The following is a 20,152-nucleotide window of genomic DNA, read 5'->3' as shown; positions in this document are numbered from 1 at the left end:
GTCACTTTTTACAGGACATAAGTTTGTTTTCTTTATAGTGAGTAATGAGAACATGACAAGCGAAATAATGAGCAGAAAGATTGAAATCAATATAAGTGATATCGCATTGACGAATATGATTGACGAAGATTCAGATTTTATTCCAATTATAACCGATGAGGATGAAAATGCGCTGGACGAACTAGTTGTTCCTGACAGTTTGCCAATTTTGCCTCTTCGTAACACGGTTTTATTTCCTGGTGTAGTAATCCCTATTTCGGTAGGAAGAGAGAAATCCTTGAAATTAGTTCGTGAAGTATACAGCAAGAAGGGGATGTTGGGAGCCGCCACTCAAATAGATTTGAGCGTTGAAGATCCGCATTTCGATGATATTTATAAAATTGGAACGGTAGCTCAAATTATCAAAATTTTGGAAATGCCTGATGGTTCTACCACAGTTATTTTACAAGGTAAAAAGAGATTTGAGTTGCAGGAAATGATTTCAGAGGAGCCTTACCACATTGCTAAGATTAAAACGCTGAAAGATATTCGTCCTGTTGAGGAAGATAATGAGTTTAAAGCTCTTATATCTTCTGTTAAGGATATGGCAGTTAAGGTGATTAAATTATCGCCGCACATTCCTAATGAGGCTAGTTTTGCAATTAAGAATATCGAAGGATCTTCCTTTTTAATCAACTTTATTTCAAGCAATTCTGAAATTAAGCACAACCAGAAACAGAAGTTGCTGGAGATTGAGGAGATTGCCGGCAGAGCAATGAAGCTTTTGGAGTTATTGGTTCGTGAAGTGCAGGTTTTGGAGCTGAAAGATGATATTCAGACCAAGGTGAAAACCGATATGGATCAGCAGCAAAGAGAATACTTGCTGCACCAGCAAATGAAAACCATTCAGGATGAATTGGGCGGAGGACCAAATGATCAGGATGTAGAGGAGTTGGAAGAAAGGGCACAAACAAAAAAATGGACCGACGAGGTTGCAGCTGTTTTTGAAAAAGAATTGAATAAACTTCAGCGTCTGAATCCTGCTTCTGCAGAATATTCGGTGCAGTTAAATTACCTTGAGGAGCTTCTTGATTTACCATGGAGCGAATGCACCAAGGATAATTTTAACTTGAAAAGAGCTCAAAAAATTCTGGATCAGGATCACTTTGGTTTGGAAAAAGTAAAAGACAGAATTATTGAGCATTTGGCTGTATTAAAACTAAAAGGGGATTTAAAATCACCGATTTTATGTTTGTACGGGCCTCCGGGAGTGGGTAAAACATCTTTAGGAAAATCAATTGCGAGAGCCTTGGATCGAAAATATGCCAGAATGTCTCTAGGCGGTTTGCATGACGAGTCAGAAATTCGTGGTCACAGAAAGACATATATTGGTGCAATGCCGGGAAGAATTATTCAGGGAATGAAAAAAGCCGGTTCATCCAATCCAGTTTTTATTTTGGATGAGATTGATAAAGTAAGTAATGATTTTAGAGGAGATCCATCTTCGGCTTTATTAGAGGTTCTTGATCCTGAGCAGAATAGTGCGTTTCATGATAATTTTTTGGATGTAGACTACGATTTGTCGAATGTGATGTTTGTAGCAACGGCCAATAATATTGGGGCGATTTCAGCTCCTCTTCGCGATCGTATGGAAATGATTGATGTAAGTGGTTACATTCAGGAAGAAAAAGTACAGATTGCCAAGACTCATTTGATTCCAAAGCAAATGGAGAATCATGGTATTACTGCTGATAATATTAAAATCTCGAAGGAGGTAATTGCCGAAATCATCGATAAATATACTCGTGAGTCGGGTGTAAGAGCCTTGGATCAACGAATTGCCAAGCTAATGAGACGTGTTGCCCGTAAGGTTGCAATGGAAGAGGAATATGATATCAATATAAAGATTTTGGATCTTAAAGAACTTTTAGGTGCACCAATCTTTAACCGCGATAAATATCAAGGGAATGAATATGCCGGTGTGGTTACGGGTTTGGCCTGGACTTCGGTTGGTGGTGAAATTTTGTTCATCGAATCAAGTTTGTCGGCTGGTAAAGGGAAATTAACTCTTACCGGGAACTTGGGCGATGTTATGAAAGAATCAGCATTGCTGGCACAAGAATATTTGAGAGCACACTGTGGTGCATTGGGGATTAAAAAGGAAACTTTCGATGAGTGGAATCTTCATGTTCACGTACCCGAAGGAGCAATTCCAAAAGACGGACCTTCAGCTGGAGTTACTATGGTGACTGCCATGGCTTCAATTTTCACACAACGCAAAGTGAAAAAACACTTGGCTATGACTGGTGAAATTACTCTTCGCGGAAAAGTGTTGCCGGTTGGAGGAATTAAGGAAAAAATTCTTGCAGCCAAGAGAGCCGGAATTAAGGAAATTATACTTTGCAATCAGAATAAAAAAGACATTGAGGAAATTAAGGATATTTATTTAAAAGGTCTTAAATTCCACTTTGTTGATGAGATTATGGAAGTTTTGGATATTGCCTTGATGAAACAGAAAGTAGATAATCCCATAAAATTATAATTTGGATTAGATTTAGGAAAGGGCTTTCGAAAGAAAGCCTTTTTTGTTTCGGTTCCTTGAAACCATAAAATTTCTTACTTTTAAACTGTTATACCAATTTAATTTCAAACCTATGAATGAAAAAGGAAAATATTTTATTGTAGCTCTTGGTTTAATCTTGTTAGGGCTATTGTTTTGGTATTTCAGTAACATAGTAACCTACGTTTTAATTTCGGTTGTTCTTTCTTTCATCGGACGTCCGGTTGTCGACTTTTTAAATGGTTTAAAAATTAAGAAATGGCAATTCCCTTCGGTTTTGTCGGCGGGGATAACACTCATTCTTTTGTGGATGGTCATGATCATGTTCTTCCGCACCTTCATTCCAATGATTGCATCGCAGGCCCAGGATCTATCAAATATAGATGTGAATGCGGCAGTTCAAAGTCTTGAAGAACCAATGCAAAAAATAGAAGCATTTGTGGTGAAGTATTCTTCCAATGGCGAGACTTTTGACCTGAAAGCAGTACTGGTTAAAAATATTTCATCATTTGTGAAAATATCTGATGTTTCGGATATTTTTGGTTCGCTGGTTGGTACTTTGGGAAATGCATTTATTGCTTTGTTTTCGATCTCTTTCATTACTTTTTTCTTTTTGAAGGACAGCAGTTTGTTTACCGAGGGGGTTGTGGTTTTGGTTCCGGCCCGCAACGAAGAAGGTGTTCGCCATGTATTGGACTCGATAAAAAAACTGTTAATGCGCTATTTTGTAGGACTGTTTTTTGAGGTGATACTCGTTGGTTTTATGGTAACCATTGGTCTTACCATTGTTGGTTTGCCTTTTAGTACCGCAGTTGTAATTGGGCTGTTTGCTGGAATCATGAATGTGATTCCATATATAGGACCAATTATTGGAGCCTGTTTTGGAATGATTATTGGAATTGCCACCAATTTAGATATTGATTTTTATACGGGAATTGTTCCTCTTTTGGGATATATGGCACTTGTATTTGCCACAGTTCAGATTATCGACAATATTTTGTTTCAACCCTTAATTTATTCCAATAGTGTAAATGCTCATCCTCTCGAGATTTTTATTGTGATTATCATGGCAGGAAGTATGGCAGGTATTTTAGGAATGATGCTGGCAATACCATCTTACACAATTATGCGTGTTATAGCAAAAGAGTTTTTTAACAAATACCGGTTTGTAAAGAAATTAACGGAAAAGATATAAGTGAAATTAATTATTAATGAGTTAATCTAAATTAAGAATGAAATATTACCACATATTTTTAAAAAATATTATACTGATATCCTTTGCTCTGTTTTTTACGAATTGCGATACTGAAAACATGAAAAAAGTATCGGATGATAAGTTTATTGGAATTTGGGAGTTGAAAGGACGATCGATGCTGGATGGAATCAAAGTATCTATAGAGCGTACCGAAAATGGTGGTTTTGTAGGCAAGGTTCTGAATATTAACTCAAATAAATATGTGAACTTATTTTTGGAACCAGGTGATGTTCTTGTAAGTAATATTAAAAGGTCTTCAAACTTTCAGTTTCGACTGACGGAAAAAAAAATTGGAGCCGGATTATTTTCCACTTACGGATTAGATACGAGTAAGGAATTTAAGCTAGAGTTTATTGATGATGATACAATTGGTTTGGCTTCAGGGACTTCAGATCCATTAAAGTCTACGGTATTTTACAAAAGAATAAAATAATGACTCGTGGTAGAAAACAAAAAAAAGCTTGATTCATTCTCGAATCAAGCTTTTTTGTATCTGGCAACAAATAGCTTTTATAGGCTTGAAGCCTCAAAATGTTCTTTAAGTATTTTTAGTTCTTCTTCAAAGCCTAATTTTTCTCCTTCGTACAATTTCATAATTCGCTCATCAACAGTAACCAATTGTTGTGGCAGTTCAAGATGCTGGTTGGTGAAAATCATTTCCATATCCGGATTTTGGGCTTGAATAACTTCCACTATATCCATAATTGATTTGTTGTATTCCACCAGATTATAAACTCCGGAATCTAATTTGCCACCCAAAAGATTGGCTAAGATGCTGCTGGTTTTTTCCAAAGAAATAAACGGACGTTTTTGGTTTCCACTTCCGTGGATGGAAATACGACCCACAAAATGAGAATCGAAAAGTAAACTGTTTAAAATTCCTTTCATATTCATGCTTACACCGTAACCAAAAACATTTCCCAAACGAATAATCTGAGTGTTTATTTTCGACATGATTCGTTCAACATGTTGTTCTCCTCTTAATGTAGAACTTCCCAATGAAGTTGTTGGTTCAGGAATGGAGTAAATGTCGAATTCATTATCAGAATAACCGTAAACAGCGGTTGAACTAACGTATATCAATTGCTTTACCTTGCTTTCTTCTATAGCATAAACCAACTCAGCAGTTCCCCAATTATTAACCTGCTCATGAAGATGATGAAGCTTATCGTTGTCCGAATTTTCAGCCGCAAGATGATAAACTACATCAATATCTTTTATAATTTTATCGAGAGTTCTTGAATCCAAAAGTTCACCTCTAACAAAAGTTAGTTTGCCAGGTTTTATTTGGGAGTGTAAAAACAGATTGAAGTTAGCCTGATGCAGATTATCCAATACAATAATCTCTTTTACATCAGGATTCTGATTCAATTTTATGCATAATTCGGTGCCAATGTAACCGGCACCACCTGTAATTAATACTCTCATTGTATCTGTGTTTTAATTTCGGATTATTAGCTGTAATTATTATTTATCTTTTTTAATTACCAAATCGGTATTTAAACCACATTCGGTTTTTTTCATTCCAAACCATCGTGCCGACCGATCATCGCCCAGAGTCATTTTTCGTGTACAAGGCTCACAGCCAATGCTGTCGTAACCTTTTGCTTCGAGCGGATGACGGGGAAGATTGTGCTCTTTAATGTATTTGTAAATTTCCTGCTTGCTCCAGTCTAACATCGGATGAAACCGGGTGACACCATGAGGAGCATCCTGTTCAATATTCATCGCTTTTCGAACAGCCGACTGATCTGCCCGAACACCATTGATCCAAACATCGTGATCTGCCAAAACACCATCCAGAGGTTGTACTTTATTTAGGAAACAACAGTAATCAGGATCAGAGGTGAAAAGAAAATTTCCTTTCGCATCTTTTTGTTGTGCTTTTGGTATTGAAGATTTTGCATCGATAATTTTCAATCCAAATTCTTCGGCGATTTGATCTTTAAACTGAATGGTTTCAGGGAATAAAAATCCGGTATTGATAAAATAAACAGGTATTGTATTGTCTATTCGGCTGATAATATGAAGTAAAACAAGACTGTGCGATTGAAAAGAGGATGTGGTAAACATCGTCTTTCCTTCGGCTTTGTATTGCTCAAGTTTCTTTTTTATGCTTTCAAAATTCATTGTAAAATCCTTTTGCCTTACTAAATAACAAGGCGTGTAAATGTGTATATAAGGGATGGTAAAGATACTAATAAATATTCCAAATCAGGGAGATTTTAAGCGTAGAGTGGCTTCGGATAACCGGTAAAATCTGAACTAATAAAATAAGTTGCAGTGTAAGGTTTCAATCAATTTTACTAAAAGTAGTAGGGTAAATATTTAATTAGGATTACTGTTTGATGAATATGGAATATTTTAGGTTTAAAATGCACACTAAGATTATTGTTTTGTTAAGTTCTGTGATATATTTGCATCTGCATTATTTTTGGCTTAAATTCACTCATTCAGAATGTTTAGGGCAATCTTTTACGGAGTTTGGTTGCTTTTGAGGATTGGTGTTATATTTAACGGGTATTTTTTAGTCGTTTTTTTTAAGAAGATTTATAGTTGATAATATGATAAAAAATTTCTTTTTTTTCTTTCTTTTCACGATACTAATTACTGAAGCTTATGCTAAGGATGATTATAAGAAAGTCCGGTTTCATGATTTAGATAGCCTGAAAGCAGCCATAAATGAGCTGGTTATGGTTGAAGGGAAAATGAAAAATTCTGATAGTGTAATCGGCCTTGTATCTGATAACCGGAAAATTTTAAAAGATGAATATCCGTCTTATTTGCATCTGCTTTTGAATAAAATTAAAACTGATAAGGATACTACCGGCCTGGCAGAAATATATTATCGGATAGGGGTAAACCATCGATATACACATGGCTACGATTCTGCTAAATATTACTATCAAAAGTCACTGCCCTTTGCTCATAAAATAAAAGATCACTATAAATTAGGCAGAATCTACAATGAGCTGGGGGTTGTCTGTCGAAAAACCGATCGGAATGAAGAGGCTCTTAATTATTTTGTTTCATCAATCAGTACAACAGAATTTACTAACAATTTATATGGCAAGGCAATTGCTGAAAATGGAATTGGAAATATCTATTTGGTGCAAAAAGAATATGAAAAGGCCTTATCCTATTTTCGGGAATCTTTAAAATATGGAGTAAGCAGCGACAATAAATATCATTTAGAGATTAGTTATGGCAATGTTGGAGAAGCCTACCTTGATTTGCAGGAAGCTGATTCGGCCAATTACTATATTAATAAATCGCTGGAGCTGTCAAAATTACGTGGGAATCCTATTGGTGAGGGTATTTGTTATCAGCTTTTGGGACAAGTGAAAATGTTTCAAAATGAATATGAGAAAGCTTATGGGTATTTTGAGCAGGCACTCGCTTTGCAGCGGAAAAAAAATGATAAGCGTTACTTAAGTACGATACTAATTCAGCATGGTAATGTTTGTTCGAAGTTAAAACGATACAAGGAAGCTGAAAAGAATTTGTTGGAAGGACGATTAATTTCAAAAGAAATTCATTCTGTTGATAATCTAATGTTTGCGAATAAGGTTTTGTATGAAGTCTATTATGCAACAGGAAGATATCGGGAGGCAAGTGATGCTCTGTTATTGCATAAAAATTATACCGATTCGTTATACAACAGCGAATCAGTTCGCGTAATGAATGATTTGGAATTTAAATATCAATCGGAAAATAAAACCCATCAGATTGAGCTGTTGAATACCAGAAATCAATTGATTGGAGAATCAAAAAAAATGCAGAGAAATCAGTTTGGAGTTCTGCTTTTGCTCTTTGGAGGATTGGCTGCATTTTTTTATTATTTATACAAGAACAAACAAAAGGTTTCAAGAGAGTTACAGATTGTTAATCAGATGAAATCAAAATTTTTCAGTAGTATCTCCCATGAATTTAGAACACCTTTAACGTTAATTACAGGTCCGGTAGAAAAGCATTTAGCCCGGCCTCATAGTAATGAGGAGCAGGATGAGATGAAACTGATTCTACGTAACACCAACAGATTACTTGCATTAGTCGATCAACTTTTAAACCTTTCTAAAATTGATGCCGGTCATTTTGCTATTGCTGCTCAGGAAGGCGATTTGTCAACATTGCTTAAAGGAATTTCAAATTCGTTTACTTATCAGGCATCTGAGAAAAAGATAAATTATCAATTGGAAATAAATGAATCAGGAGATGTTTGGTTCGATATGAATATTGTCGAAATAATAATTACCAATTTATTATCCAATGCATTTAAGTTTGTTCCCGGAAATGGTAATGTTGAACTGAAGCTTGCTGCGTTTAATGATCATATTAAAATCACCGTAAGTAATTCGGGCTGCACATTAACCAAAGAGCAATTGTCGCATATCTTTGATCGTTTTTATCGTGCAGGCGAAAACGAAACACAAGGAACCGGTATTGGACTCTCTTTGGTGAAGGAACTGTGTGCTCTTTACCGTGCACCCATAAAGGTTAGTTGTTCCAATAGTCAAATCATTCAATTTGAATTGTTGTTGCCAACATCTAAAGATCATTTTAAGGCAAACGAAATATCGTTTTTACCTCTGGCAAAAAAAGAGGAGCAGTTTTATGAAGTAAATTCAGATTTGAACCCGGAAGAAGAAAACGAGGTGAAAATTGAAGATTTGCCCGTATTGTTGCTTGTTGAGGATAATTTAGATATGCGGAAATACATCAAGACTTACTTTATTCATAAATACAAAATTTTAGAAGCTGAAGACGGGGAAATTGGGATTAAGATGGCAATCGAATATATTCCTGATTTGATTATTTCGGATGTAATGATGCCAAAAGTTGGTGGTGTTGAGCTTTGTTCCTGCTTAAAAGCAGATGTGAAAACCAATCACATACCCATTATTTTATTGACTGCCAAAGTTGGTGATGACAATGAATTGGATGGTCTTAAATCCGGTGCAGATGATTACATCGTGAAACCATTTAATGCTCAGGCTTTAATCGTTAAGGTTGAAAGACTAATTGCCACAAGAAAAGAGATGCAGAAAAAGTATCAAAATGAAATAGTTATCAGTCCTTTAAATATTGTGTTTCCATCTGAAGAAGAGAAATTTGCAAGAACATTGCAGAAAGTTCTGGAAGCGAATTTACACAATCCGGATTTTACTGTAGATCAGTTTTGCGAGGAGACTTTAATGAGCCGAACACAACTTCATCGTAAGTTAAAAGCTTTAACCGGACTGTCAGCTACTGCATTCATCAGAACGCAAAGAATAAAAATGGCCTCGGAAATTTTATTGAACCCAGATGTGAATATTAGTGATGTTTGTTTTTCTACCGGATTTAACGATACTTCGTATTTTTCCAAATGCTTTAAAGAGATTCAAGGTTGTACTCCCTCCGAGTATATAAAGGAACATTCCAATTAAAACTTTTTAAGTAGGCTTATTGTGATACATTCTTAAGTAGTATTCCTTACTGTGTACAGGTAAAGTTATTTGTTTTATCTAGGCAATAATTATTTTTAATGTACATCAAACTTTATTTTAATGTACATCAAAGCAAAGTTTGATGTACATTAAAAATTAAAAAGATAAAGAGAACCAAATCGCTTGCTGCTTACCCGATGATTAGGAGGTAGGCAATTTGTTATTTGGTCTCTTGCCAAGTAAACATCAAAATTTAGTTCATTCAATTTTATAGAATCTTTTTTGTTGAGGATATTCGTGTAATACCTTACACGAAATACATACGGGTTATTGTTCCTGTGTTTGTTAATTAACCAACTAATTTTAATTGTTATCGGCTCAAGAATGGTGCTCTCTTAAAACCAGAGCCAATTTATTTTACGATACTTGTTTAAATGGTTAATTGTAATTCTGTACCAATCATCTTAATGCCAGCTGATTGTGTTGTTTTGGAACATTTGTTTTGCTGTTTGGAACATTTGTAATACTCCAATATCTTTCTTTTCTATTTTTCTCTGTCAATCCACAAATATATTAGTAAAAAAATCAGACGGGAAATCTCACTAAAAGTCACATGTCCAGAAGGTAATGATGTTTAAACTGATCGGATTTTACTGCATGATTGTGTCTGATCAGCATCCCATCTGCCTTTCGTTTGCGTGCATGTTATGTAATCACAATTTATACATACAGATAAATAAAATCAACTTAAAGAATTAATATATAGTATTTTAAACATTTGTTTTTGTTTTTGGAACATGCTTCCTATTTGAGGATTGATTAGCAGCATACATTTACATTGTATTCGAAATCAAAAAATAGAGGTCATGAAAAAAGGAATATTTATTACGCTTTTGTTCACATTTTGCTTTGCTCTTGTAAATGGACAAGTAGTGGAGCCGGAAAAAGTAGTAAAGAAACAAGGTACACGTCGTGCTAATAATAAAATAGAACGAGGTGTAGATAAAGGCTTTGATAAACTGGAAGAAGGTATTGGAAGTTTATTCGGTAAAAAGAAGAAGAAAAAGAAAGCTGCGAATGACGAGTCAAAAAATACTTCAGAAAATAATGAAGACTCAAATAGAAATGACGGGAATAATAGTAACGAGAGAGTAGAAAAGCAAGTTGCTAAAAAGCCTGACGTGGTTTGGAATAAATTTGACTTTGTTCCCGGTGATGTTGTAATTTTTGAAGATGGTCCTGCAGTAACAGAGGAGAATGGTGAGTTTCCAAGTCGTTGGGATTTAAAGGATGGAAATATAGAGATTGCTCAAGTAGATGGTGAAAATGTAATTTACTCTATTGAACATGGGACCATTGTTCCTTATTTGAAAAATGCGAAGGAGGATTATTTACCAGAAATTTTCACGATAGAGTTCGATGCCTTTTTTGGTACAGGATATTCAGGAAGATATTTTATCAGTTTTTTTGATGCGAAGAATCAACGATGTAATAATAATGATAGGCTGTATGTATATGTGAATAGCTTAACTCTAGGTTCTAGTTCCACTAATTACCCCGGAAAATCTAACGGGAACTGGGATGCAGTTGGTGGTTGGCGTCATATTTCGATTGCTTTTACCAAAGGGAAGATGAAAGCTTATATGGATGACACCCGCTTGATCAATATTCCACATTATGAAGCTAATCCTACTGGTTTAACCATACAAATGGAAAAATATGCCTCTTCGGATTACGAAAAATACATCAAGAATATTCGCATTGCAAAAGGTGGTGTTAAGTATTACGATCGTGTACTTCAAGATGGTAAGATTATCTGCAACGGTATCCGCTTCGATGTAAACAAGGCCAGTTTAAAGCCCGAGTCGATGGGGCCAATCAATAAAATTTACGAATTACTGCAAAAACAACCTGATTTAAATTTTAGCGTCGAAGGTCATACCGATAGCGATGGTGATGATGCATCAAACAAAAGTTTATCGGAAGCGAGAGCTAAAGTTGTTATGGAGAAATTAATTCAGATGGGAATCTCATCGAACCGATTGAGTTATGCCGGTTTTGGAGAAAGCAAGCCATTGGATAACAACAGCACACCGGAGGGAAAAGCGAATAACCGACGGGTTGAGTTTGTGAAAGTGGAAGGAATTGCAGCATCAGCCAAACCAAATACTTCAGGCAATTCAATTTTTGATTCTTTGGATCGTAAAGCGATCGATACTAAAATGGAAAGCTTGCCAGATGGGAACATTCCGGTTTCCAATCAATCGGGAATTCTTCTGAAAAATGGGACTACCATCATCTATGGATCATCGGATGGAAATTTGGGTAAAATGGAAGTTCTGAATGTTGATGAAAGTGACAATTACAGGTTAACAGTTCGATATGTTACTTATAATGATGATGGTTCCGTTCACAGCAAATCTGATCATTTGGACATTGGAGGAACTTATACCTGCGATTTGGATGAAGGAAGCACCGGGGACATGACGAGGTCGGAAGAAGATTTTTGGTTGGGCAGACCGGACGCTAAAACAACAACAATTGTACAAAGGGAAAATACCGGTTTCTATGTAGTCCCAAACTAATCAACTGGCTAAAAATAAAAATTTTATAATAAACAGATGAAATTCTCATCAATACAAAAAATAGAAAATATGAAAAACACTCTAAAGTACTTTGTAATAGCAGTATTAAGTATCGTTTTATTCTCGTGCGATAAGGACGATGATTTACAGAGTAAGGACATCAAGCGTTATAACGTAGAATCAGGTATTGTGCACTACGAAACTTCAATATCCGGTCCATATGTGAATGGATCAGGCACAGAAGATTTGTATTTCAAAAAATGGGGAGCTCTGGAAATGAGTTTTGAGGATAAATCGGAAACAATTACCATCGTTAATGTTAATGGAATAGAAGAATCGACAACTACGAATGCCCGTAGTTCCTATAAAATTGATAATGAGAAACTTTATTCGGTTGATTATAAAAACAGTATAATTTATACCAAAGAAGATCCTCTAATTGATTACATGCGCCAGAATAATTTAGATGCATTGGAAGCAGCGAAGGAGACAATGGTAAGTATGGGAGGAGTGCAACTGGATAATGAAAAAATTTTGGGTTTCGATTGTGAAGTATGGGATCTTCTTGGCGTTAAGGAGTGGATTTACAAAGGGGTAACCCTTAAAGTAGTTTCTCATATGGCAGGAATTACCGTAATAAAGGAAGCAACAAGTGTCAAATTTGATGTTTCTGTAGCCGACAGCTATTTCGAGTTGCCTAATTTTCCTCACAAGGATATTACTGATCTGTAAATTAATCATTTATAAAAATACAGTCACAGCTTGTATTCATTATCAAAAAAAGAATCATGAAACAAATTTTAGTCATAGTGCTTTGTTTTGTTGCCAATTCGGCCTTGTTGGCTCAGGGGAAAGTGGAAAAAGAAGGAGTAGATGTGATGCTGGAAACCTACATGAAGGCAAACAAAAATATGATTGATTCGACCAAACCCATGATTGATTTTTTCTTAAAGTATGATGAGAAAGATAGCTTAAAGGCGCCCAATCAAAGCGATTTCGATCAGATGTTGAATCAGATGGGAATTATGGATGAGGTGAAAAATGATCAGAGTGGCCTGACGAAAGAGGATGCCTTTCAATTCATTAATGCATACATCAATGCAGATAAGTCCATTGGAAAAGAAGGTGAAAAACCAGACAAACCAGTGCAGGAAAGTCAATTGGATCAGGAACTGAAAAAGGCTGAAAAGCAGTTTGATGAAGCCAAACCCGAACTGGAAGGAATGCTGAAAGAAGCCGAAAAGGAATTTGAAAAGCTCCAAAATCAATCAAATTTTATGTCTTACGAAGATTTCAGAAAACGAGCCAAACAAAGGAAACCTGATTTGAGCGAGAGTGAAATTAGAGATGCTTATAATGAAGTTATGAAAGTGTTAGGTAACCCATTTAAAACCAAATAAAAATGAAAAAAGCAACAATTATTCTTATCGTTTTGCTGTCGCTGATAAAAGTGACAAATGCTCAGGATTCAAAAATAAGTGGAAGCTGGCTGGTTACTAAAATAGTGGTGGGCGATCAAATTGATGAACCATTATTTGTTATCGATTACAGTGCTGATGGATCTATTATAACTCAGGGAATTGAAGTAGGATCGTGGTCGCATAATCAGAAAGAAGAAAAATTGATTATGAGCTCGGATATGGATAAAGACTTTGGAGGAGATTGTGAAATTATAAGTTTGAACCAGAAAGAGCTAAACTTTGAAAAGGGTGATCAGAAATGGTTCCTATCCAGACTAAATATGTCTGAAATAGCTAAGACTAATTCTGAATCAGGTCTTATTGGATCATGGGAGTTTGCCGATGATGCAAATTATGAGGGAACCAAAGTATTGAATTTTGAGGCTCCGGATAGTTTTACTCTGGTAGAGAAACAAGAAGGAATGCAGAGTCAGACGGGTGGAATGTGGATTTTTAATCCAAAAGAACAAAGCCTGCTGTTGATTGGCCGAATAGACCAGATTGGCGGTAAAAATAAAATCCTTACAATCAGTAAAACAAAATTGGTTTTGGAGAATGCAGGATCGGAAACAGCGATGCGGAAATCAGATGATAACTCTCAAAAGATCGAAAGGTTGAATTTTACGGAAGATAATTTTTTCGATGAGAATGGTGATTATAAGTATGATAGTGAGGAAGGAAAATTGCCTTGGACTGATCCTTTCGAAATGCTGATGTCTTTAGTAAATACGAGTCAATTGGAATATAATTTTTCAGCATTAGTAGAGGGGACAAAAGTTTTTGAAACTAAAAAACTGACCGCCGATGTTAAGACCGATAAAGATGAACAAAGTGTAAGTATCGATTTTATTTTTTACGGATACGACAGATACAATTTGCCTGATGAAACGGAATTACCTCCTAATGTTTTGGATTTCAATTATTATAATCGCCTGTATCCATTAAAAGAGAATTCGTTTCGGGTGGCTGGACAAGAGAAACTCACAACACCATCAGGTACTTTTGATTGTACCGTAATTGAGTCTGTTGGCACTTCCGAAGAGAAATATAAATTATGGATGATTAATGATAAACCTGGAATTTATGCCAAGATAATTGAAGACAAAGAAGGCATGTTTGGTCATTACTATATTTATGAATTGAAGAACATAATAACAAACAATTAAACTATGAAAAAGACACTTTGTATTTTATTTTCGATCCTAATTGGTTTCGCTTCGTGCGATAAGGTTAATGACTTGAAGACAAAAGATTTTTATGATCTTAAATTATCGAAAAAAACACTTGTTACCGTAAATTCCGATAAAAGTGCCGCAATTAAGAGCGCAGAGAATCATCCTTTTTCCGAAACAATTAGTCTTGATTTTAACGACTTGAGCGAAGTAAAGGAATACCTGAACAAGTTGGAAGCTGTAGATGTTACTTCTGTGACTTGTAAAATTACAGACCTATCGGCTGGAGAGGTAAATTCATTAAACCTAAGTGTGCCGGATTTGAATTTCGATTTTGATATTCCAACTGTTTCTGAAAATCAGGCTCTTTTTGTGAATTTCACTACAGAGCAATTGGATGCAATTGCAAATGAATTGTTACAAAGCAAAAATCTAAAAATGATAATCTCAGGAACAGTTACTGAAAAGCCGGTTAGTTTCAATATTGAAACAACAGCCTTAGTAGATGTAGAGGTGAAAGTTTTATAATCCTAATTAAATTTTAATAACAAGTAAAAGTAAAAAAATGAAAAACAAGTTAATTTTAGTAATTGCAACCGTGCTTTCTGTATTTTTTAGCCTGACAACCAAAGCACAAGACTCAAAAATTCTGGCCGGAGCTGGTCTTAAGTATGCAACAGATATCAGTACTATGGGTATTGAAGCTAAAGGTGTTTATTTAGCAAGCGATACATGGGAAATTGCTCCTGCATTCACTTACTATTTCAAGAAAAACAATGTGAACTGGTCTACATTAGATTTTGATGCACATTATGTATTTTCTAGTGATGACAAAAGTACTTTTTATGCCATTGGAGGTTTGAATGTGACTTTCTGGAAATTTAAAATGGATGGTGGAAGTGAGCTTGATGATTATTTTGGAGGCTTTGATTTAGATGCTTCTGGAAGTGATGTTGGTGTAAATATTGGTGTTGGTAGTCGCTTTGCAATTTCTGATAAAATGTATTTTAATGCTGATTTGAAATATACCATTGGTAACGCCAACTACTTGTCAGCAGGTGTAGGCGTACTATACCATTTCTAGAAAACTATTTGACTAGTTACATTTAGTTAGTTAGTACTTCCTGTTTGGGCAGTCAACCAATTCACTTTACAACCAAGCAACCATAATAACTTAAGTCCCAAACAGGAAGTCTTTCTAATCAAACCTTTCTCAACCATTCTTAGAGCTTACAAATAAACCAGAACATTTAATTCAAATTCATTAACAGATGAAACGTCCATGCCAAGGTGTTTTGACATACAGCAGGGTGATTATTACAGCATGGTAATCCCGAGCTTTCGGGACCATATGGCATAAAAAACAAATTATAATCATATGAAACGACCATGTAAAAAGTATTACACACAGGTGAATGAGTGTAATTTGGGAGTTCCATCTGACAAAAACTTAAAATTATAAACAGATGAAACAAATTATTCTGATCGTAACCTATTTACTAATTACCTATGTTGCGACGGCTCAGCAAAAGAGTCAGATATATGCCATCAAATCAGGGCATATTGAGTATCAACTCAGCGGAAATACTACTGGCACCAAGTCTGTTTGGTGGGACAACTATGGGAATTCATCTTTTACGGAAACCAAATCGGTAAGCGTAACTAAAATGTTTGGAATTAAGAGTGAAACAAAAACGCATGATATCTCGATTATTAAAGACGGTAAATTTTGGAATGCCAACTTAATTGAAAACAAAGGGCAGAAAGGAACTGTTCCTTTTCAGGATATCACTGATAATATGACCGATGCAGAAAAGAAGAAGATGGGAAAAGATCTGTTGGAAGCTTTTGGCGGCGAGATTGTTGGCAAAGAAGATGTTTTGGGGAATGAGTGCGAAGTTGTAAAATTAATGGGTGCTAAATGTTGGATTTACGAAGGTGTGACATTAAAATCAGAAGCAAAAATATTGGGTATTGAAGCGATCGAAACAGCTGCCGGGTTTGACAAAAATATCTCTGTGTCAAGTTCAAAATTTACACCTCCTTCTGGTATCGATTATGAAGATCAGGATCAGTATCAGCAAGAAATGTTTGGAGGTATGAGTGATGCTTTTAATGATGGTGGTTATGATGATGGCGATGATGAAGCTATGGATTTAGTTCCAGTAAAGTATCCTTATGAAAGGTTCCAGAAAATAGCAAATGGTTTCAGCTTCAATAATTACCGAAAAATGATGGTAATGAATATGGAGGGAACCTATAGCGCCATGTTTATGAAAGGAATGAATGGTAGTTTGGGTGTAGCAGCAACATCACGTAAAAACGGCAATCCTGATCAGGGAGGAAACCTTGAAATTTTCACACACAGCGGGAAAAAGTGTATGTATGGTAAAATGGAAGGAGACGAAGGCATTTCTTTAATCATCGAAATCCCAAATTACGATACATATATTATACTTGTGTCCAGTTCTGTTCAGACTAAACCAGAGATGCTTCAACTAATGGATGCTTTTAATTTTTAAAAAAGATAGACTATGGAAAATAAGCAAAGTTCATCGGCTGCAGCACTGGTTTTTGCTGTAGCATTTATTATTGGAGGTTGGTTTTTTTACAAAAATATCAGCCAGACTATTGTTGAAGAGGCAAATGCCTCAAAGTCGTGGCCTGCTGTAGAGGGCACGGTTACTTTAGCGGATATTAGCACATCGATAAGCGATGGAACGAAAATGTATGCATCCAACATTGTTTACAAATATATTGTTGAGGGTAAGGAGTATTCAGGAACACGAATTTCTACTGTTGATGGAAGCAGCAGCAGTGCATCAAGTGCAAAAAAAGATATTCAGAAATATGCAGCAGGAAGTTCGGTTACTGTTTATTATGATCCGGAATTGCCTGATGCTTCCTTGCTTGAACCCGGACCCAATTTTTTTACTTATTTGATTACTTACGGACCGTTAGTGTTTTGTTTAATTGGATTCCTGATGTTGTGGCAATTTGTTAAGAAAATAGGATTGTTTGTTTTGGCTCTGTTTGTTGGGGCACGAAGTTAAATTAAAATGTTTTGTCAATAACAGTAGTTTGTTGGTGTTTAACTATTAGTAAGTTATATGAATAGAGTGTTTTAGTTAAAATGAGGAAAATAAGCACTTTGTAAATCAAGTTAGTTGCTAAAATCCAACAGACTATTAAAATATAATAACGAATAGTAAATTCAGAAATCATGAAATCACACGAAATAGATTATAAGATTATAGGGCACGATATTCAGTTGGTAGAGATTGAATTGGATCCAAATGAAACAGTTATAGCTGAAGCAGGAGCGATGTTATACATGAAAGAAGGGATAGATTTTCAAGCAAAGATGGGAGATGGCTCAGAGCCAGACAAAGGTCTTTTTGGCAAATTACTCTCGGCTGCATCCAGAAAAATTACCGGAGAGTCAATATTTATAACTCATTTTACACACCGGGGAACAGGAAAAAGCCAGGTTGCTTTTGCTGCACCCTATCCGGGAACAATTGTTCCTATCGATTTAGAGCAATTAGGTGGAACCGTGATTGTGCAGCGTGATGCTTTTTTGTGTGCTGCATTAGGAACAAAAATCAGTATGCATTTTAACCGGAAATTGGGTGCCGGTTTCTTTGGAGGCGAAGGTTTTATTCTTCAGAAACTGCAAGGAGACGGAAATGCTTTTATTCATGCCGGAGGTACACTTATCGAGCATGAGTTGAATGGCGAAACAATAAGAGTGGATACAGGCTGCGTTGTCGGTTTTCAGGAAGGCATTGATTTTAGTATTCAGCAGGCTGGAAATTTAAAATCGATGGTTTTTGGAGGCGAAGGTTTATTTCTGGCAACTCTTCAGGGAACAGGAAAAGTGTGGCTGCAATCCATGCCGATTAGCAAGTTAATCAATCAATTATCAACAGGAGGTTCCAATACCCGAAAAGAAGGTAGTAACGGGATTTTACAGAGTCTGTTAGAATCATAATAAAATCCTTAAATCATGATAAATATTGAATATTTAGTCGACAGAGTAAAGTTAGTTCTTGTTAATCCTAAAGGAGCATGGGCGAAAATTGGTAGTGAACAAATAGATCGTAAAGATTTTTTAATGTCCTATGTACTTCCTTTGGTTCTCATTCCTACTATAGCATCTTTTATTGGTTATGGATTAATTGGCTTGGGAAGTTATTTCAAAGTTTCATCTCTTAGTTGGGGATTTCATCAAGCGATACTTGCTTTTGTAGGCGCGTTCTTAGGTGTTTTTATTAGTGCGTTCTGTATTCATAAGTTAGCAACTAATTTCGGTACTCAGGTAAGCCTTGATAATGCAATTAAATTGGTAGCCTACTCTTATACTCCGGTCTGGGTAGCAGGTGTTCTTACAATACTTCCAAGCCTTTCCATATTCTCATTATTGGCAGGAATTTACAGCTTATACATTTTGTATATAGGTTTTGTACCTGTTACAAATGTAAGTGAAGAAAAAAAGACCAACTACTTTATTGTCAGCCTGATTTTAGTAATAGCAGTTTCAGTGGTTGTATCCCTGGTGCTTGGAGCAATATTGTTAACAGCAGGTTTACGAACATATTAAAAAAAATCCGGAGGTTACAGCCTCCGGAAGAATACAATTAAAAGGAATTAAACATCACGCAAGATCTCTTTAATTCCAAATTATTAATCATTTCAAATTTACAAAAAAAATGAAAACGAGTAAACTTTATTTTTTCGCAGTCGCTTTTATGGCGTTAAGTATTTCGATGGTTTCATGTAGTGGTGATGATGGTGAGGCCGGATTATTGGGTCCTAAAGGTGATAAAGGAGAACAAGGTGCAGCAGGAGAAGTTGGACCAGCTGGAACCGATGGCAGTATTATTTATAGTGGAGAAGGCGAGCCTGCTGCTGCAGTTGGTGCAGTTAGTGATTATTATCTGGACGTTGCAACAGGAATGTTGTATGGTCCTAAAGTAAATGCTGGTAACTGGACCGATACAGACGGATTTTCTTTAAAGGGTACCAATGGTACCAATGGTACCAATGGAACAAACGGTACAAATGGTTCGAAAATATTCTCGGACGAAGGTGTTCCTAGTAATAATTTTGGAAATACAGGTGACTTTTACCTTGACAAAACTAGCTCTATACTTTATGGCCCGGCAGTAACAGATGATGAAGGTGATACAACTTGGGGAGCTGGTTTAGAATTGAAAGGGGCTGACGGAAATGCGAATGTGAAAACATTTAAATATACTGCCAGTGTTTCTAGTTGGGCCGTGTATAATAATGACGGGGATAGTTTTACTAAAACGATTATTGAGGATATTGATTTTCCTGCTCTTAATGAAGATGTATTTGAAAATGGTATTGTATTGGTTTACTGGAAAGATGCAAACGCCATAAAACTTTTACCATTATCTAAACTGACTGGTCAAAACAACTTCCTTTCTCGTGAGGGATATGTATTTAAAAACAGTAGTGATAATAGGTACATACTGCGGTTTAAGAACATTCTTAAAGGAATAGAAAATATGACAGAACTGCTTACTATCGAAGATATTGAGTATCAAATAAAAATAGTGACAGGTCAGGCTGCTGTTCAGTTGGAAGCAAATAAAAGCAATCAACTTGAGTTTGATAGATTAGTTGAGAGTTTGAACTAGAGAAAATATTGAAAATAAAAGGGCATTCTTTTAGGAGGATGCC

Annotated in this window: 17 protein-coding genes; 15 read left to right on the top strand and 2 right to left on the bottom strand. The window is 35.8% G+C overall.

Features of this window, described 5'->3' with window-relative positions:
* The first annotated feature begins 67 nt into the window (after window positions 1-67).
* The 3 genes from lon (at window position 68) to GQR60_RS08610 (ending at window position 4,227) form a co-directional block, all read left to right on the top strand.
* The gene (gene lon / locus GQR60_RS08620) at window positions 68-2,521 is read left to right on the top strand and encodes an endopeptidase La (RefSeq protein WP_124992529.1); all 2,454 of its coding nucleotides are present in this window, start codon (window positions 68-70) and stop codon (window positions 2,519-2,521) included.
* A gap of 112 nt (window positions 2,522-2,633) precedes the next feature.
* A complete protein-coding gene (locus GQR60_RS08615) occupies window positions 2,634-3,734 on the top strand; it encodes an AI-2E family transporter (protein ID WP_124992528.1) in 1,101 nt (366 codons plus the stop codon).
* A gap of 118 nt (window positions 3,735-3,852) precedes the next feature.
* On the top strand, window positions 3,853-4,227 hold the full coding sequence (locus tag GQR60_RS08610; protein WP_124992527.1) for a hypothetical protein: 375 nt from the start codon (window positions 3,853-3,855) through the stop codon (window positions 4,225-4,227).
* Between the two features lie 77 nt (window positions 4,228-4,304).
* Here GQR60_RS08610 and GQR60_RS08605 read toward each other — a convergent pair whose 3' ends face one another.
* Both GQR60_RS08605 and GQR60_RS08600 read right to left on the bottom strand, forming a co-directional pair.
* A complete protein-coding gene (locus GQR60_RS08605; protein WP_124992526.1) occupies window positions 4,305-5,222 on the bottom strand; it encodes an NAD-dependent epimerase/dehydratase family protein in 918 nt (305 codons plus the stop codon).
* A 39-nt stretch (window positions 5,223-5,261) separates the two neighbouring features.
* Complete coding sequence (locus GQR60_RS08600; RefSeq protein WP_124992525.1) at window positions 5,262-5,924, bottom strand: phosphoadenylyl-sulfate reductase; 663 nt, start codon at window positions 5,922-5,924, stop codon at window positions 5,262-5,264.
* 434 nt (window positions 5,925-6,358) lie between these two features.
* On the opposite strand from GQR60_RS08600, the gene GQR60_RS08595 reads away from it, so the two are divergent.
* From GQR60_RS08595 to GQR60_RS08540, 12 genes are all read left to right on the top strand, one after another.
* Window positions 6,359-9,223: a tetratricopeptide repeat protein gene (locus tag GQR60_RS08595; protein WP_124992524.1), complete on the top strand. Its 2,865-nt coding sequence runs from the start codon at window positions 6,359-6,361 to the stop codon at window positions 9,221-9,223.
* Window positions 9,224-10,089: 866 nt separating this feature from the next.
* Window positions 10,090-11,808: an OmpA family protein gene (locus tag GQR60_RS08590; RefSeq protein ID WP_124992523.1), complete on the top strand. Its 1,719-nt coding sequence runs from the start codon at window positions 10,090-10,092 to the stop codon at window positions 11,806-11,808.
* A gap of 69 nt (window positions 11,809-11,877) precedes the next feature.
* A complete protein-coding gene (locus GQR60_RS08585; RefSeq protein WP_124992522.1) occupies window positions 11,878-12,540 on the top strand; it encodes a hypothetical protein in 663 nt (220 codons plus the stop codon).
* 56 nt (window positions 12,541-12,596) lie between these two features.
* Window positions 12,597-13,208, top strand: a complete 612-nt coding sequence (locus tag GQR60_RS08580) for a hypothetical protein (RefSeq protein ID WP_124992521.1) — start codon at window positions 12,597-12,599, stop codon at window positions 13,206-13,208.
* A 2-nt stretch (window positions 13,209-13,210) separates the two neighbouring features.
* A complete protein-coding gene (locus GQR60_RS08575) occupies window positions 13,211-14,434 on the top strand; it encodes a hypothetical protein (protein WP_124992520.1) in 1,224 nt (407 codons plus the stop codon).
* Window positions 14,435-14,437: 3 nt separating this feature from the next.
* Window positions 14,438-14,968: a hypothetical protein gene (locus GQR60_RS08570; protein WP_124992519.1), complete on the top strand. Its 531-nt coding sequence runs from the start codon at window positions 14,438-14,440 to the stop codon at window positions 14,966-14,968.
* Between the two features lie 37 nt (window positions 14,969-15,005).
* Entirely contained in the window at window positions 15,006-15,524 is a 519-nt protein-coding gene (locus GQR60_RS08565; RefSeq protein ID WP_124992518.1) for an outer membrane beta-barrel protein, read from the top strand.
* 382 nt (window positions 15,525-15,906) lie between these two features.
* The gene (locus GQR60_RS08560) at window positions 15,907-16,962 is read left to right on the top strand and encodes a hypothetical protein (RefSeq protein ID WP_124992517.1); all 1,056 of its coding nucleotides are present in this window, start codon (window positions 15,907-15,909) and stop codon (window positions 16,960-16,962) included.
* 12 nt (window positions 16,963-16,974) lie between these two features.
* On the top strand, window positions 16,975-17,493 hold the full coding sequence (locus GQR60_RS08555) for a DUF3592 domain-containing protein (protein WP_124992516.1): 519 nt from the start codon (window positions 16,975-16,977) through the stop codon (window positions 17,491-17,493).
* A gap of 170 nt (window positions 17,494-17,663) precedes the next feature.
* A complete protein-coding gene (locus GQR60_RS08550) occupies window positions 17,664-18,434 on the top strand; it encodes a TIGR00266 family protein (protein ID WP_191991602.1) in 771 nt (256 codons plus the stop codon).
* Window positions 18,435-18,449: 15 nt separating this feature from the next.
* Window positions 18,450-19,043, top strand: coding sequence for a Yip1 family protein (locus tag GQR60_RS08545; RefSeq protein WP_124992514.1), 594 nt, complete (start codon window positions 18,450-18,452; stop codon window positions 19,041-19,043).
* A 109-nt stretch (window positions 19,044-19,152) separates the two neighbouring features.
* A complete protein-coding gene (locus tag GQR60_RS08540) occupies window positions 19,153-20,109 on the top strand; it encodes a collagen-like triple helix repeat-containing protein (RefSeq protein ID WP_124992513.1) in 957 nt (318 codons plus the stop codon).
* Window positions 20,110-20,152 lie beyond the last annotated feature (43 nt).

Origin of the sequence: Labilibaculum euxinicum, from assembly GCF_009795715.1 — a bacterium.
Classification (GTDB): Bacteria; Bacteroidota; Bacteroidia; order Bacteroidales; family Marinifilaceae; genus Labilibaculum; species Labilibaculum euxinus.
This window is presented reverse-complemented; position numbering and strand designations above follow the sequence as displayed.